The organism is Vibrio sp. OPT20 (assembly GCF_963889365.1).
Classification (GTDB): Bacteria; Pseudomonadota; Gammaproteobacteria; order Enterobacterales; family Vibrionaceae; genus Vibrio; species Vibrio splendidus.
This window is the reverse complement of sequence record NZ_CAWPOA010000058.1, coordinates 87,888-104,530: the sequence shown is the minus strand read 5'-3', so window position 1 is coordinate 104,530 and position 16,643 is coordinate 87,888. Positions and strand designations below refer to the sequence as shown.

Below are 16,643 nucleotides of genomic sequence, written 5' to 3'. Positions count from 1 at the left end.
CTGCTAGCTATGTACTTTTCGCTATTAGATTTTATTGTCGATGATCTGTTGGTAGAGATCGGGGTCGGTTGCCCCTTCAGTACCAATAACCAACACTCGACTGCCTTGAGTCAAATTCAATTTTTCAGCGAAGTTCGGATCTTGCTTGGCGATGATCGCTGCGGCAAAACCTGGGACTGCAGATTCCCCGCCCTCTATCGCTACTTCCGCTTTTTCGCCACTTGCCAACATGCGCATCGCTTGCGGAATAGCTTCTTCGCTCAACGTCATAAAGTCATCAGCACCATTTTGTAGAATCGTCCACGCCAAGCTTGAAACCTCACCACATGCCAAACCAGCCATCAGCGTCTCTAAGTCGCCCGTAACCACGATAGGTTTACCCGCTTGAGCACTCTTCTGTAAGCAGTTAGCCTGCTCAGGTTCTACGATTACAAAACGTGGACGATCGACGCCCCACAAATCCCAGAAGTAACCACAGACAGCGGATGCCAAACCACCCACCCCCCCTTGCACAAAGACATGGGTTGGAATCTCGCCATCCAATTGCTCAACAATTTCTGCCAACATCACGGTGTAACCTAAAGCAACGTCTTTAGGGATTTCCATGTAGCCTTCGTAAGAGGTGTCCGAAACAATCACGCGATTTTGCGCTTTAGCTTCTGAGTCGGCCAAACGAACGGATTCATCGTAGTTACCAGTAATGCGTACCACTTCTGCACCGAACGCTTCCATCGCTTGCTTACGGCCTTCCGAGACGTCACGGTGAATGTAGATAACACAACCACAACCAAACATTTGTGCGCCCCATGCGACGGAGCGACCATGGTTTCCGTCAGTTGCACAGCTGACAACGATTTCAGCAACTTCTGATTTCCATTCCCCGTTGAGCAGCTCACTGATGGTCGGATTCTTCCCATAGCGATTGGCGATTTCAATCTGAAGCTGACGAGCAACGGCATAAGCGCCGCCCAGAGCTTTAAAACTCTTCAGGCCAAAACGCTGCGATTCATCTTTGTACCAAAACTTGTTTACACCGATCTCAGCAGAGATTGCATTCAGCTCGTGTAGAGGAGTAACAGAGTAGCCTGGCCATTGAGAGATATCTTTAATCGCCTGTTGAGAGTTCGCGACACTTAAAATGTCACGCTGCTCACTCGAGTATTCCAATTCAGGGCGTGCTTGAGGGTTAGCATAGTGTGTCAGAGTGCCTGCCAGTAACTGCATAAATGATCGTCCTTATTAGTCATTCACATGCTCCTTACATCGTTAGATTATAGAAACCTATCGACCAGTAAGGCTGCGGATAATAAATTCTATCGACAAAAAAGTGCCGTGATTACACATTCTTATCACACGATCTGCGGGAATTAATTGTTACATGAGTGTTAAATGAAGAATTTATTCACCAACGAACATCGGTACTCGACGACTCAATATGCCAGTACACTAAACAACAGATGCTCAAAGGGTTGGTGACAACAACGTCATCACCAACCCTTTCAAGTCGTTTCTAATTTTAATCCGAGCTTAAGCTACTCAATGCGAGTGATGAAGCCGTATTTATCTGAATCGGTCTTAGTCACCCAGTGTTCACCATCAGATGGCGCAGAGTCTAAAGTGAAGATGTAAAAATCAATCCCTGTATCTCCCATCACCTTCTTAAAATACGTCGCTTGCTTACGGTGGCTCTCCTCAGTATACGGGAAATCTTTTGCTGTCTTATCGCCCGTCCCCCAACTGTGCACGCCGATTTGTTTGTTTAATTCAATGGCCTGCTTGGTGTTAGAGCGCTGTAAGATACGTGGATTACCAGCAGCAAATAGATCCGTACCACCCGAGAACACCGAACCCGTTGGGGTCACGATTGTCGTCATCTTGTTGTTCTTAATCATGCGCCCGGTGTACATATTGATATCGTCGTCGGCACTGCCACCGATGTGGTTAGTGAACTTCAATGTCATCTCACTGCCTCGGTATAACTTTACGATATCAAAAAGCTGAGAATAGGTTGATGCACCCAGAGTCGAATTAATGCGCTCAACAGCGCCAGTCTCTTTAAGCACATCTCGGTAAAAAGCGTTGAAGGCAAACGAGGTGGTTATCGTTACCTTGTTCCCACTTTTAGTGTTGCTCAAAATCGTCGAACCAAGACTAGTCATGTATTGCGACAACTCATTGTGGTATTCAAGCTTAACGGCTTTTGCACTGTTCGCTGTTGTTTGGATTAACGTGGTCTCATTAGAAATAGAGCGTAACGCGGAGCTGCAATCAAACACGTCCAAACCCTTGCTCTCTGTGTAGATACCACAGCTATCAAACCCTGCATCAGGAAAATACAGGTCAACGCTTTGACCTAAACTATCCGCAAGTCTAACCACTTTTTGCTTATCACTAATGTCTTCCGCAAACAGAATAGTTTCATACTGCACACCATCGTAAGTCAGCTCCATTGACTCTTGGACCTCTTGTCGCTCTTGATACAACTCGCCAAGCTTAGCTGATGAAAACACGTAATCGGCCTTAGGTTTGACTTGCGCTTTAGTCGCCGCTTTGCTTGAGTTAGAGCTTGAATTACAGCCCGCTAATAGAACCAAAGGTAATGCCAGTAATGCATTTCGATAGTCGTTCATACAATTATTCCCCAAATGTTTGATGGGGTAATTCTATTGATAAATAGTTAATCTATCTGTCGTGCGAATGTAAGAGTATGTATTGGCTTTTTGAACATTGTTTTTTATTCTCCCATTAATGTAAAATCATCATTGAACTGGCGTGGAAAGTGTTTAATCATTCATGTCAGGTATTTTACGTAAAGCATGCAAATTGGAGATGCCACAATAGCTAACCACTAGATAAGGCTCCCTCACGTAATCTCAATGATTGAAACGCACGACAAGGCTGATAATGGAATGACAAAACCTAAAATGATCATCGTGGAAGACGATTTAAAACTTCAGAAAATGCTGCAGGACTACTTTGTCACGCAGGATTTTGATGTCACCACGCTAGATGACGGTAGTGATGCTGCGAAAACGATCCTTGCCGAACAACCTGACATCGTGTTGTTGGATTTAATGCTCCCTGTAACCGATGGACTGACAATCTGCCGACAGACGCGTACACACTATAAAGGTAAAATCTTGATGCTCACCGCTAGCGATGACGACTTTGATCACGTCGCTGGTTTAGAGACAGGGGCTGATGACTATGTCACCAAGCCAATCAAACCAAGAGTTCTGCTGGCCAGAGTTCGCTCGTTATTACGCCGTCAAGACGCTAATACCACTTCAGTCGATGACTCAGACAACCTTCAGTTCGATCAACTGGTTCTGAAAAACACCTATAAGAAGTGTGAACTTTCAGGTGCCGTTTTATCACTCACTGACAGTGAATTTGACCTACTTTGGTTATTAGCGAGTAACCCTGATACGCCATTATCACGTGACTATTTGACGCAAACACTGCGCGGGATTGAGTACGACGGGATTGATCGAACCATTGATAACAAAGTGGTGCGCCTAAGAAAGATTCTTGGCGACGATCACGCACCAGCAGAGAAAATTCAGACCATTCGCGGTAAAGGCTATTTGTTTGTTTCAACCGCCTGGCACTAACCTCGCTCAATACGAGCGTAATGAAAGAGATCAATTATGCGACGTATCTATTTGGAGTCCTTGTTAGGGCTATTAGTTTGCTTTATGACCGGCCTTGTCGCCTACGAGATCTGTGTCTATCAGCTCAACACCGACTACGAATATGTACTGCAAGATTACGAAGCGACGGCCCACCAGCAACTGATAGAAAACATCGCTAAGAATCAAGGTCTTGAAGCCGCTCATCAAGCGATAAACCAGTTTGTAGAAACCACACGAAATAAACTGGTCACGTTCAGCCCAGACGATGAAATACCAGGCCCAGTTTCAGAATTTTTCAGTACCAACCCAAATACCTTTATCTTTCACGATGATGAACGTGACCTATGGTTTCGATTAGCCAGCAGTGGCGATACCTATCACTACCTACCCAACAGTGAAGCGTTCGTTAGGCAAAAGATAGAGCTAGAGGATGACCTCATTTGGTTGTTCTTTTTAGCAAGCTTTATCTTGTACGGCTTATGCCACCTGTTAATAATCTTCCGCCGAGTTAAAAAGCTTGAATCTGCCACTCTGCGTTTTGCTGAAGGGGATCTCTCCTCGCGAGCCGAGACTTCAAGCGGCATTGCGATTGGGTCACTGAACAAATCCTTCAACCTAATGGCCGACCGAATTCACCGCTTGATTGAGAGTAATCGCTCACTCACTAATGCCGTCGCCCATGAACTGCGCACGCCAATATTCCGTATTCAATGGCAAGCTGAAATGCTCAAAGACACCCAGCTAAACGAAGATCAAGAGAGAACGATTGAGAGTATTGTCGAAGACACAGAAGAAATGGAAAAAATGGTTGATGAGCTATTGTATTACGCCAAACTCGATAGCACTGACCTAGAAAACTTACAAAAACCATTAGAGATTCGAGATTTTCTCGACCACGCAATGGCGCGTTGGAACAAAGACACTCAGCTCAACATCGACCTATCGCTACCAGAGCAACCTAGCTCAATAATAGCGGATGAAACGCTACTTAACCGAGCACTAGATAACCTAGTGCGTAACGCAATGAAATTCGCACGCTCACAAGTGTCGATTGCAGCGACCGTGCATCAAGATCAGCTACAAATCGCGGTACACGATGATGGTGATGGTGTGGCTAAAGAACATCAAGCTCGCCTGTTCGAACCCTTTTACGTTGGCGACAAAGCGCGTAACAAAGCCAAAAGCGGCCATGGTTTAGGGCTTTCTATCGTCGAGAAGATCTGTGCTCAACACAACGCAACCGTGGAGGTAGGTCAGAGCCAAGCCTTAAAGGGTGCGGTATTCACCATTACCATTCAGCTGTGTAATGATTCAACTGACAAACCCATACAGTAACTACAAAACACCTCTGGAATAATGTTCAACATCGGTCGGGAGATGCTGTCTCCCATGAACTTATTGAATCTAGATAATCACGACACTGCTTTTGTGGCTTGCCATCTCGGTTCCAATCATTCTTAAGGTATTTTTATGAAAAAGTTATTAGTTGTTTTAGGCATTGTTTCTCTAGCAGGTTGTTCAGGTATTAACCACAATGAAGAAGTTTACACAGCGCACGCTGAGAGCTTCAACATTGTAGGCTTCCAAGTTCCGGGCAACACTCAAGATCGTGCAATGGAATTGGTTCCTGAAGGCGCAACCGTCGATACCGTTACATCAACAAATTCTGATACGACCTCTGTTTTGGGTGTTATCAACCGTATTATTGGTATTGAATATGTTCAAGTTGGCGGTAAAAAGCAGTAATTCGCTTTAGTCGCAAACCATAGCTAAGTGTATTAGTTACGTACCTTTAATCAGTAACCTGCACAAACTAAGTTAATCTAAGCCAGTGACCCGTCGCTGGCTTTTTTCATCCAGCCGTTTTTGTGCTCTGTGCCAAATAAAGCCCCATTTGGCTAACTCTCTTGTAACTAACAATTCAGAAAATAAGCCCTAAAATCGTCAATTTCTTATCAAAATTGCCTTTAAACTCGCTTAATAGTCTTTCGCTCAAAATGACGCTTCCAAATCGTTGATCCTTCTATCAACCCACAATCCGTTAATTGAGGCACAGATCAATTTACTCGAAAATCTTAATTTCCAAGAGAAATTAACACTTAATAAAAGTGTCACGATTTTATAAATAAAACCTATGGGTGCGTTCAAAAATAAACAGAAACGATAACTATCTGTAAATACGAGAAATATAAGTTTCATGAATAAAAGAGATCATTGCCATGCTACTAATTAATCAGATCGAATGATGTAAATTCGTTGTGATAATTTTGTTACGTTTTCATGGATTTTACATGGAAAGAGAAAATAACAATGAAAATGAAAAAGCGTTTAGTTGCCGTTGCTATAGCGAGTGCTATGTCTTTATCAGTACATGCAAGTGAATCCGTTAACATCGATCAACCGATCAACTTTACTAGCTTTTCTGGGTTGAACTCTCAGTTAGGTGTCAGTAACGCCTCTAGCTTTAAGATGGTAAAGGAAGTTAACCTCAAAAAGCGTGGCATCTACAAAGTTAAGATCCAACAAAACATCTGGGGAACGCCAGTATGGGGACATTACCTAAATGCCACCCAAAGTGTACAAGGTGGCGCACTTAAGTCTGTTCAAGGCAACTACCTTAAAACGACGACCCTAGAGCGATCTTTTGTTAAACCATCGCTCAACAGCGCTCAAGCAGTTGAGCTTGCGAGTAAAGATCTCAAAGTTCAGGGCTTAACCAGCAAATCTTTAGACAACGTCCAACATGAACTGTTTATTTATCAAGGTTCAGGAAAACAAGGACATGACAAAACACGCCTAGTCTACGTTATCTCTTATCTCGTTGAAGGCAGCGAACAGCCGACTCGACCATTCACCATGCTAGACGCGCACACCGGCGAAGTTATCGACCGTTGGGAAGGTATTGCTCACGCACAAATTGGTACAGGCCCCGGTGGTAACGAAAAAACAGGCATGTACGAATACGGCACCGACTACCACTACCTTGATGTGGTAGAAAATGGCACAGAGTGTGTGATGGAGTCTGAAAATGTCGTTACCGTTGACCTAAATGGTGCGACAGACGGCGACACCACTTACAGCTACGAATGTCCTCGTAACGAGTACAAAGAAGTCAACGGCGCATTCTCACCACTCAACGATGCGCACTACTTCGGTAACATCGTATTCGACATGTATAAGAACTGGTTCGACACTGCGCCACTCTCTTTCAAACTCATGATGCGTGTTCACTACGGAAATAACTACGAGAACGCATTCTGGGATGGCAAGGCAATGACCTTTGGCGATGGTGAAAGCTTCTTCTATCCACTTGTTAGCCTAGATGTGTCAGCACACGAAGTGAGCCACGGTTTCACTGAGCAAAACTCAGGTTTGGTTTACGCAAACCAATCCGGTGGTATGAACGAAGCTTTCTCTGATATGGCAGGTGAAGCGGCAGAATACTACATGAAAGGCACCAACGACTGGATGGTCGGCCGTAATATCTTTAAAGGCGACGGCGCTCTGCGTTACATGGACGATCCATCACGAGATGGTTCTTCAATCAACAACGCATCCGAGTACTACGATGGCTTGAATGTCCACTACAGTTCGGGCGTGTTCAACAAGGCCTTCTACCATCTTGCAACCACACAAGGTTGGGATACTAAAAAAGCGTTCGAGCTTTTCGTGTTATCCAACCAAATCTACTGGTCAGAAAACAGTGACTTCTGGCAGGGTGCTTGTGGCGTGAAGAACTCAGCAAACGACCTTGGCTACAATGCCGATGATGTTGTTTCTGCGTTCGCTCTTGTGGGTGTTACCCCATGTGCCGAGCCACCACTGCCGCCAGAACCGGAATATCAACGCCTTGAAAACGGTGTTGAAGCTGCAGTTGCTGGTGAAACCGGCTCAAAAACTTACTTCGATATCGAAGTACCAGAAGGCCAAGACAAGCTAACGATTGATCTTGCTGTGTCTACTGGTGACCCAGATATGTATGTCGGTCTAGATTATGCGCCAAGCTCTCAAGAGAATATCTGTAAGAGTGAAAGCGTAACCGATGAAGTATGTGTGATTGAAAACCCAACAGCCGGTCGCTACACGGTGAACATTCTGGGTTACTCAGATTACGCAGGTGCAAATCTGAAAGCATCATACGAATCAGGCAACGCTAACGTACCGCCAGTCTCTTCTTTCGAACACACCATTGTCGGCAAAGAAGTAGAACTGCGCAGCACAAGTTCGGACAGCGATGGTCAGATCGTCTCTTACCAATGGAACCTAGGCAATGGCAACACACAAACAGGTGAAGTGACTCGCTATACCTACGCTGAAGCTGGCGACTACGTGGTGACTCTAACCGTGACAGACGATGCAGGCGTTGCAACATCAACAAGCAAGTCGATTACGATTGAAGGTGACTCAGCGGAAGGCTTCCCATTAAAACTGAAGTTTGGTAACAAAAACCCGAACGGTAAGGCGCGCGTTAAGCTGGCATGGGATTACGACACCAATGACTACTTCGTGATTAAGCGTAATGGCAAGAATGTTGGTGCTACAGACTTTAACTCATACGTCGACAAGTTCCGTCACAACGGCACAGTAGATGTTGAGTACCAAGTATGTACCTCAAGCGATATCTGTTCAGAAACCAAGCACTACCGTTTCATTAAAACACAATAATCGATAGTAAATTCAGGGCTCCGAAAGGGGCCCTTTTCGCGGTTATCTGTTTAGAAAATGAAACATCTACACAAAAACATCCACGCACTACACAAAATTCACACCAATCAACACAACAATATTCACCATAAAAAGGACGACAAATGGCTATTCAAAAAAGCATGCTAGCTTTGGCTGTACTCGGAGGCTCTTTAGCCTTAACCACCAGCACTTCGGCTTACGCATCCCTAGGTATCACACCACCAGCGAACGAAGAAGTTTGGATCACCACCGATGCTGACGCACAGCATATAATGACTCAGCATGGCGCAACGGTTTATCCAAGCGTGACTGGAAACAAGCATTCCATCGTCGCGAAAATCAACCAGAAACAGCTGGCTAAACTCTCTAGCCACATGCACGAAGAAACCCACCGTTGTGGTGGCTACATGGTGCACGAAGACAAAGCAAGCGCACTCAAAGCCGCAGCAATGCCACTGACAATGAGCAGCTTCGAAAAGCCGGTGATCAGCCATCAAGATACGGTGAATGACCTACTCGCTCAGGTCGAGCCAAACAACATGGTCACGACCATTGAAAATCTAACCAACTTCACCAACCGTTTTTATACTACTTCTACTGGTGTCGCTGCTTCAGATTGGCTTTTAGAACGTTGGGAAACAGAAATTAAGGATGTGCCGTATGCGTCTGCACGCCAGATCACGCATGCCGAGTATCCTCAAAAATCCGTTGAAGTGACACTGCTTGGCGCTAAATATCCTGAAGAGATCGTCGTTGTGGGTGGACACCTTGATTCAACGGTAGGATCTTGGACAAGCGAAGGTACCATCTCACCGGGAGCCGATGATGATGCGTCTGGCATTGCAACGGTAACAGAGTCGCTTCGCCTGATGATCGCCAGCGGTATTCAACCAGATAAGACCATCAAGTTTTATGGTTATGCGGCAGAAGAAGTGGGCCTACGTGGTTCTCAAGATGTCGCTAACGCTTTAAGAGATGAGCAAGCCAACGTTGTATCGGTACTGCAATTAGACATGACCAACTACAACGGTTCGGCGCACGATATTACCTTCATCACAGACTATACCGACAGTAACTTAACCACCTACTTAAGCGAGCTGATCGACACTTACGCTAGTGAGATCAGTTACGGTTTCGATGATTGTGGCTATGCCTGTTCTGACCACGCCTCTTGGCACAATGTTGGCTACCCAGCTGCCATGCCATTCGAGAGCATGTTCAATGATTACAACCCAAGTATTCATACCCAGCACGACACGCTTGAGAACTCCGACCCTACGGCGACACACGCGACCAAGTTCGCCAAACTAGCCATTGCTTACCTTGTCGAAACCAGCCTTGATTCACCCGTTGCAGGCCCTAAAGAGCTGCAAAATGACGTGCCTGTTGAAGGACTTACTGCAGGATATGGTGAAGAGCAATTCTTCACATTTACGACGGAAAGTGCAGGTCAGTTAACGGTCACATTAACAGGCCCTCGTAGTGGCGATGCCGACCTTTACGTGAAACATAATGGTACCGTATCGAAAGCAAGCTACGATTGCCGTCCATACCAGAACAGCAGCAACGAACAGTGTGTATTAGACATGCCTGCGGGGGAGTTCAACATCATGGTTCGCGGGTATCGCAACTTTAACGATGTCACCATCGTCGCTAACTTCGTCCCTGATTGGCTGTAATATTAGTTAATTGACTAACAGTTAAACCGAGTAAACACGGCTAAAACTAAAAATCCGCAAGCCCACGATCATAAATAGATTGGAGCTTGCGGATTTTTTATTGTCTACGTTCTTCACTTGCTATGAAAAGCCCTGTTCGAACAAACAAGCCATTAGTTCAATTAACAGTTAAGACGTTTTTTTCATCACCTTGCCACAAATGTACTCACCAATCGGCATTGCCGAAGTCGCTGCAGGCGATGGTGCATTGCACACGTGCAAGCTTCTTGGGCTTTCAGCAAACAGAAAATCATGAACCAAGGTGCCATCCTTGAGGACCGCTTGGGCGCGAATGCCTGCTGGGTAAGGTTTGAAATCTGACACCGTAATGCTCGGGCAATATTTATTCACTAGCTTTAGATAGCCCGGTTTCCACCACGAGTTCTTAAACTCGACCAAACCGGTTTTCAGATTATTCGCAGTCACCTTCCAAAAGCCCACAAAGCTCAGCATCTGCCAAGTGTCCTTGAAACTAAAGTTAAGCTTGCCATAACCTTCTCGCTTCCAGCCTTGAACTGCATTTGGCCCTACTGTTACGGAGCCATCAATCATGCGTGTTAAATGCACGCCCAAGAAAGGCAGTTCTGGGTCAGGGATCGGATAGATAAGGTGATTCACCACTTGGTTGTGTTTGGCGTCCAACTGATAATATTCACCGCGATATGGGACGATTTGGAAGTCGGTTTCAATGCCAAGCATGCTGGTCATTCTGTCGGCCATCAAACCAGAACAAGTGATCAAGAATCGACTGTTCAGTTGCAGAGTCTGACCATCTACTTTGCACGTTAACTGCACCTCATCTTCTTGCTCGTCCGCCATAATCACTTCAGTACCAAGGCTGAGCTTGCCACCCGCTTCAACAAACTCTTGAGCCATCACTTCGGTGACTTTTTTGTAATCGACGATGCTAGTGGTTTTGACATAAATCGCGCCCAAACCGGTGATGTTCGGCTCTGCAAGTTTCAGCTGCGCTTGATCTAAGAGGTCGACATCAATGTTGTTATCATGACAACGTTGATAGAGCGCGTTCATACGCTCCACTTCCTGCTCATTGGTCGCGACCAACAGCTTGCCACAGTTTTCGACAGGTATATCGTGTTGGCTGCAAAAGGCGATGGTGCGCTCGACGCCACGCTTACAAAAATCCGCCTTTAGACTGCCCGGAGCGTAGTAAACACCCGCGTGAATCACACCACTGTTATGGCCAGTTTGGTGCTGCGCGAAGCCACGCTCCTTTTCGACTAAAAGGATACTTTTATCAGGATGAGCTTGCTGTAATTGCCATGCCGTCGACACGCCAACAATGCCACCACCAACGATAATATAGTCGTATGTTGAGTTCATAATATTCCTACATTCAATCCTTTTAATTATAGGGAAGACGCGACAGTGTCAGGTTCGGTTTGAGGTAACGATTCTTGCTCATCTTCCGATTCCTTTTTCACTTGATTAGCATCGTATTGACGAGCCGTGTGAATAAAGAGACCAACGAAAAGTGCAACGCACACTAGGCGAATCACGACGGAAATGTCAGGCCAAACCAATGCCACACCCAGCACGATTAACACTGCACGAGTCAGCAGATTAATTTTATTTTCTAGATAGCCTTCAATCGCAGCAACAAACGCGTAAGTACCAATAATAGCAAAACCACCCGTGACCAAAACGGAGGTCACATCCCAACTTACCAAGTTAGTGTAGGCAATCAACAATGGCACTAAGTACAAGCCTTTTGCTATCTTCCATGCCATTAAACCGGTTCTCATTGGTGGCGTTTTAGCAATGGTCGCGGCGGCAAATGCGGTTAAGCAAACTGGCGGGGTTACGTTACTGTCTTGCGACAGCCAGAAAATGATCAAGTGTGCAGAAAGCAGTGCAATACTGATCGCTTCTAAGCCCAAGCTTTGCTCAAGCAGAGTTTCGACAAAATCAGCAGGGACTAACGCAATCATCTCTTTGGCTGTTTCGAGTGCCATTGGCGCATTCAGTAAATCTAATTTTTCTGGCGCTGCCAACATGAAGATAGCTTTTGCCTGTTCAGGTAACTGACCCGAAACCAACAAGTCGAGCAACTGGCTTTCAGCAATCAGTTTGTACAAGGCTGGAGCCGACAGAGTGCCCAACACGATATAAGCCGCGGTTACCGGTAAGCCCATACCCAGAATCAAAGATGCCAGTGCGATTAAGGCTATCATCACCAACAAATCACCGTTCGCCCAGCTGTTGATCATCAATGAGAAGGTGTTACCAATACCCGTCGTGCTGATCACGTTGATAACGAGGCCAATGCCCACCAACAACACCGCCGTGGTCGCCATGTTTTTCGCGCCTTGAGAAAGCGCTTCGATGATCGCCTTTGGACCCATTTTGTGATTTTTAGAGAACCATGAAGCCACGACGACAGACAGAATCGAGATACCCGCTGCGTAAGTCGGTGTGAAGCCCTTCACCAACAAAGTCACCAACACCGCTAATGGGATCAAGTTATGCCAGCCCGACAGCAAGACCTTCAATAGAGGTTCACAGCCAGAAGTAACTTTTTGCACGCCACTGCGTTTTGCTTCAATACGCACAAAAAAGGCCACCGACAAAAAGTAGATAAGCGCAGGTAAGAAGGATACTGCAATGATGTCGACATAAGGGATCTGCGTGTAAGACGCCATGATAAACGCACCTGCACCCATCACTGGTGGCATCAACTGCCCGCCCGTCGATGCCGCCGCTTCAACACCGGCCGCGAAACGTGAAGGGAAGCCTGCCTTTTGCATCAAAGGAATACTGATCACGCCCGTCGATACGGTGTTTGCTACGCTCGAACCGGACACTGACCCCATTAAGCCTGAGCCAATTACCGCGATGAAGCCGGGGCCACCAATCACTTTGCCAGCCGCTGCGCGAGACACATCAATGATGTAATCACCGACACCCGAACGCACTAAGAATGCGCCAAATAGGATGAACATAAACACGAAGGTCCAGCTGATTCTTGAGATAGAACCGAACATCCCTTCTGATGAGTAAAAGCTTCGATAAAGCAGTGTTTCGAGGCTCAGACCCGGGAAGTGGAAGATGCCACTAGTCCATTGTCCCCACAGCACCACATAGCTCAAACACACTAAGATAAGCACCGGAATAAACCAGCCCATAGTGCGGCGAATCAGCTCAATAACGATGGCAATCGCCAAGATAGAGAAGAACCAATCACTAGCGATGAACTTGACGCCTCGCTCATAAAGGGCATCTTCTGCAAAGGGAATGTAGATAAGACAAGCCAGAGCCGCCAAGGCAATTCCGATGTCCACCGCCAGTGCTATCTTGCTCTTTTTCAGCGAGATATGGGCGGGATACCAAAGCGCACAAATGATCGCAAAGCCAGCAAAGTGGGTCGCCGAGATCCAAAGCTCTGGCAAGGTAGATAAGGTGTTAAACCAAATGTGTAACAGCGAGAGTATCACTCCCATTGTCGTTATCGCTTTGCCTACCCACGGAAAATCCGTTCGGGTCGGCAGTTCAAATTTTTTCAGTTCCTGCTGCAGCGAATCGCTCATAGAAAACTCCTGCTCTCCGCAGCAAACACGAAGAGAAAATCCATAAAGTGAGGAGGTGCACGAACACATTCTTGAGCGAACGTGCACCAAGCAATTAAGTCACGAAGGGGGTCGTTGATGACAACTGTTAGTTCACAGACCAATAGCTCATAAACCAATAGTTACCTGACAACAGATAAGCTAGTTAACGATCAACTCAGAAGGGACATCGATGCCCACTTCTTGGTAGTAACGTGCAGCGCCCGGGTGAAGTGGAACAGGCAGACCTGCAATCCCTTTCTCGAGTGCCATTGCTTTGGTTGCTTTATGGATACCTTGTAGGAAAGGTAGGTTTTCATAGATAGCTTTGGTCAGCTGGTATACATCTTCTTCAGAAATGTCTTCACGAACCGCTAGGAAGTTGGGTTGTGCGATAGTGGTGATCGGCTTATCAACACCTGGATAAGTGTTTGCAGGGATCTCATATTTAGTCCAGATATTGTAATCGCCGTTCGCTTGTTTGATTTGCGCATCGGTAAATGACAGGATTTGAATGTCTTCACCCAAGGCTGCAAACGCTTGAGTTACCGCGCCAACAGGCACGCCAGCAGGCGTATTCATACCATCGATGGTGCCATTTTGTAGTGCGCTGGCACTGCCGCCGTAACCCATAAAGGCGAGTTTAAATTGTTCTGGGTTAACCGACAGGCCTTGCATGATTTGGCGTCCTGAATTCTCTGTACCTGAGTTCTTCTTACCGATAGAGAATTTCTTGCCATTTAGATTTTCTAAATCACTCATGGTGCCCGTTTCTGTCAGATCAGAACGCACAATAAAGTGTTCAACGTTTTGCCATAGCATAGAGACTGAACGCAGTTGTTTTTGACTGCCTGACTTCTCATATGGACCAAGCCCTTGCCACGCCCACGCGCCATACAAACCTTGCAAAATGGCAAACTGCGCTTCGTTCTCATTGAGAAGTTTCACGTTCTCGCCCGATCCTGCTGAGCTGATAGCCGCCAAAGAAAAGTGCTGCTTTGGCGCAAGCTTAACTTTACTCAATGTCGCTAAAGCCACACCCACTGGATAGTAAGTACCACCCGTTGAGGCCGTCGCTAAAATGTAGCTGCGATCTTCTTGAGCTGAGGCATTACTGATAAGGCCGATAGAGGCCATTGCGATTGCTAAAGTTTTAACTAGCTTGTTGTATTTCATTATTACTCTCCATGTAGAGTTATTCACGTTATATTTTTGTTAACAACAATTGCTAGATAGCAAGCACAATGCCAATTTTTAACCATCTGTTTTTATTGATTTTCATTTAAAAACTCACCTAAAGTAAGCCATTTTTTGCTTATTTGACTACGAATCAATGAGCTATTTTTTGCTCATCCCAAGCAGCGAATAACATCGGATTAAAGGTAGCCAAGTCACACTGTGTTACATTTGCGTGATCAATGTTTATAAAATGATAAATATCTGATGAGCCATTTTTTGCTCATTGATTCAGGCAGCCTCTCTAATCTCATCATCACTTACGAATCGACATAATCGCTTCGGTTCAACGCATAACGCACCATCTTTTGGTTCAATGTTCGACGGGGTAAATCCAAATCTTGCATCACATCATTGATGCGCCCTTGATAACGCACTAGCGCATCATGAATCACTTTCCGTTCAAAGCTCTGCACTTGAACCGCCAACGGGATGCCTGCGGTTGTGGACTCTGTGACAGAATTGGGGCGACACGCCAAGATATCGCCCACTGTCAGGCTTTCATCCAACGCAAAACGAATCGCAACATTGCGCAGTTCACGCACATTGCCCGGCCATGCATACGACAACAAGGCATAACGATCGGCCTCACTGGCAACTCGGGTTTCACTGTTCGCTTCTTGAGTGAAGTGTTCGAAAAGGATCAAAGCATCGTCTTCTCGTTCACTAAGGGGAGGTAAATGCAGTTGGGCAACGTTCAAACGATAGAAAAGGTCTTGGCGAAAATCGGGGTGATTCAGTAGATCGCTTTTCGAGGCAGAGACCACTCGTAGATCAACATGTTGTTGCTGATTCCCCCCCACGCGTTCGACGACATTATCTTGCAAGGTGCGCAGCACTTTTACCTGCATCGACAGCGGCATACTCTCTATTTCATCAAGGAACACTGTGCCTTTGTCGGCAAATTCCAGCTTACCAATGCGTCGTTTGGCCGCACCAGTAAACGCTCCGGCTTCGTGTCCAAACAGCTCGCTTTCAAAGAGATTTTCTGGAATCGCGCCACAGTTCAGCGGTACAAACGGATGGGTTTTACGCAGGCTAAACTCATGCAAACAAGAAGCGACTAGCTCTTTACCGCAGCCAGTTTCGCCATAAATGATCACATTGGTATCAATCGAAGCGACTTTTTGTATTTGCTCTCGCAATTCACACATCACTTTACTGCGACCAATCAGCACCTGTTCAATGCCCTTCAGGTTATCCAGATAGTTCTGACGACTATTTCTGTCTTGGCCACTTTGATGTTTGTCGACCGCTTCCGAAACCGTTTGAGACAGACGCTCAGGGTCGAATGGCTTTTCAATGAAATCATACGCGCCTTGCTGTAACGCTTTCACGGCCATATCGACATCGCCATGCCCCGTAATCAAGATGACAGGCACCTCAGGTACTAACTGCTTACATCGCGCAAGCAACTCAACGCCGTCTATATCAGGTAAACGAACGTCGGTGATGATGGTTTGGAAATCACCCTGCTCTACCGCGTTTAACGCATCTTGCCCAACCTCAAATGCGGTGACATCGAAGCCAGCTAATTGTAACCATTGGCTGGTTGCTTGACGCACAATTGCATCATCTTCAATCAAAGCTATACGCTGCATGGTTTGGTTCCGCCACTTACCTCTGAATAATGTCGCCCACGGTATGTAAAAAATCCGCAGACGAAAAGGAGCTAGCTCCCACTTTGAATAACACTCCTTTAACAGTTTTATAATGTTTGTTAGCTTCAACTTGTCTCACTCTCCATTCGCTTAAAAAGCAAACAGAAAACCTTGTCAAACCACTAGCTCAAAGAGGCAAGC

11 protein-coding genes are annotated in these 16,643 nt (G+C 46.0%); 5 read left to right on the top strand and 6 right to left on the bottom strand.

Annotation, left to right across the window (positions count from 1 at the left end):
• Positions 1 to 24: 24 nt before the first annotated feature.
• On the bottom strand, positions 25 to 1,224 hold the full coding sequence (locus AACR09_RS12610) for a diaminopropionate ammonia-lyase (RefSeq protein ID WP_102447293.1): 1,200 nt from the start codon (positions 1,222 to 1,224) through the stop codon (positions 25 to 27).
• Positions 1,225 to 1,532: 308 nt separating this feature from the next.
• Complete coding sequence (locus AACR09_RS12605; RefSeq protein WP_193835090.1) at positions 1,533 to 2,630, bottom strand: alpha/beta hydrolase; 1,098 nt, start codon at positions 2,628 to 2,630, stop codon at positions 1,533 to 1,535.
• A gap of 279 nt (positions 2,631 to 2,909) precedes the next feature.
• On the opposite strand from AACR09_RS12605, the gene AACR09_RS12600 reads away from it, so the two are divergent.
• The 5 genes from AACR09_RS12600 to AACR09_RS12580 all read left to right on the top strand — a co-directional run bounded on the left by AACR09_RS12600 (position 2,910) and on the right by AACR09_RS12580 (position 10,000).
• Positions 2,910 to 3,614, top strand: a complete 705-nt coding sequence (locus AACR09_RS12600; protein ID WP_026012327.1) for a response regulator — start codon at positions 2,910 to 2,912, stop codon at positions 3,612 to 3,614.
• A gap of 36 nt (positions 3,615 to 3,650) precedes the next feature.
• Positions 3,651 to 4,970 carry a sensor histidine kinase gene (locus AACR09_RS12595; protein ID WP_193835089.1) on the top strand — a complete coding sequence of 440 codons (1,320 nt, stop codon included), beginning with the start codon at positions 3,651 to 3,653 and terminating at the stop codon, positions 4,968 to 4,970.
• A gap of 135 nt (positions 4,971 to 5,105) precedes the next feature.
• The gene (locus tag AACR09_RS12590) at positions 5,106 to 5,381 is read left to right on the top strand and encodes a hypothetical protein (RefSeq protein ID WP_004732471.1); all 276 of its coding nucleotides are present in this window, start codon (positions 5,106 to 5,108) and stop codon (positions 5,379 to 5,381) included.
• A 564-nt stretch (positions 5,382 to 5,945) separates the two neighbouring features.
• The gene (locus AACR09_RS12585) at positions 5,946 to 8,300 is read left to right on the top strand and encodes a M4 family metallopeptidase (RefSeq protein ID WP_193835088.1); all 2,355 of its coding nucleotides are present in this window, start codon (positions 5,946 to 5,948) and stop codon (positions 8,298 to 8,300) included.
• A 143-nt stretch (positions 8,301 to 8,443) separates the two neighbouring features.
• Complete coding sequence (locus AACR09_RS12580) at positions 8,444 to 10,000, top strand: M28 family metallopeptidase (protein WP_193835087.1); 1,557 nt, start codon at positions 8,444 to 8,446, stop codon at positions 9,998 to 10,000.
• 168 nt (positions 10,001 to 10,168) lie between these two features.
• On the opposite strand, the gene lhgO is transcribed toward AACR09_RS12580, so the two are convergent.
• The 4 genes from lhgO to AACR09_RS12560 form a co-directional block, all read right to left on the bottom strand.
• Positions 10,169 to 11,383 (bottom strand): L-2-hydroxyglutarate oxidase, encoded by a 1,215-nt coding sequence (gene lhgO / locus AACR09_RS12575; protein WP_193835086.1) that lies wholly within the window; start codon positions 11,381 to 11,383, stop codon positions 10,169 to 10,171.
• A 26-nt stretch (positions 11,384 to 11,409) separates the two neighbouring features.
• On the bottom strand, positions 11,410 to 13,587 hold the full coding sequence (locus tag AACR09_RS12570; protein WP_193835085.1) for a TRAP transporter permease: 2,178 nt from the start codon (positions 13,585 to 13,587) through the stop codon (positions 11,410 to 11,412).
• A gap of 180 nt (positions 13,588 to 13,767) precedes the next feature.
• A complete protein-coding gene (locus AACR09_RS12565) occupies positions 13,768 to 14,781 on the bottom strand; it encodes a TAXI family TRAP transporter solute-binding subunit (RefSeq protein ID WP_048610053.1) in 1,014 nt (337 codons plus the stop codon).
• Positions 14,782 to 15,101: 320 nt separating this feature from the next.
• Entirely contained in the window at positions 15,102 to 16,442 is a 1,341-nt protein-coding gene (locus tag AACR09_RS12560; RefSeq protein WP_193835084.1) for a sigma-54-dependent transcriptional regulator, read from the bottom strand.
• Between the last annotated feature and the right edge of the window lie 201 nt (positions 16,443 to 16,643).

Excerpts from the sequence above, each read along its gene's own strand:
- AACR09_RS12610 (WP_102447293.1), bottom strand. The coding sequence starts at position 1,224 with ATGCAGTTACTGGCAGGCACTCTGACACACTATGCTAACCCTCAAGCA.
- AACR09_RS12605 (WP_193835090.1), bottom strand. The coding sequence starts at position 2,630 with ATGAACGACTATCGAAATGCATTACTGGCATTACCTTTGGTTCTATTA.
- AACR09_RS12600 (WP_026012327.1), top strand. The coding sequence starts at position 2,910 with ATGACAAAACCTAAAATGATCATCGTGGAAGACGATTTAAAACTTCAG.
- AACR09_RS12595 (WP_193835089.1), top strand. The coding sequence starts at position 3,651 with ATGCGACGTATCTATTTGGAGTCCTTGTTAGGGCTATTAGTTTGCTTT.
- AACR09_RS12590 (WP_004732471.1), top strand. The coding sequence starts at position 5,106 with ATGAAAAAGTTATTAGTTGTTTTAGGCATTGTTTCTCTAGCAGGTTGT.
- AACR09_RS12585 (WP_193835088.1), top strand. The coding sequence starts at position 5,946 with ATGAAAATGAAAAAGCGTTTAGTTGCCGTTGCTATAGCGAGTGCTATG.
- AACR09_RS12580 (WP_193835087.1), top strand. The coding sequence starts at position 8,444 with ATGGCTATTCAAAAAAGCATGCTAGCTTTGGCTGTACTCGGAGGCTCT.
- lhgO (WP_193835086.1), bottom strand. The coding sequence starts at position 11,383 with ATGAACTCAACATACGACTATATTATCGTTGGTGGTGGCATTGTTGGC.
- AACR09_RS12570 (WP_193835085.1), bottom strand. The coding sequence starts at position 13,587 with ATGAGCGATTCGCTGCAGCAGGAACTGAAAAAATTTGAACTGCCGACC.
- AACR09_RS12565 (WP_048610053.1), bottom strand. The coding sequence starts at position 14,781 with ATGAAATACAACAAGCTAGTTAAAACTTTAGCAATCGCAATGGCCTCT.
- AACR09_RS12560 (WP_193835084.1), bottom strand. The coding sequence starts at position 16,442 with ATGCAGCGTATAGCTTTGATTGAAGATGATGCAATTGTGCGTCAAGCA.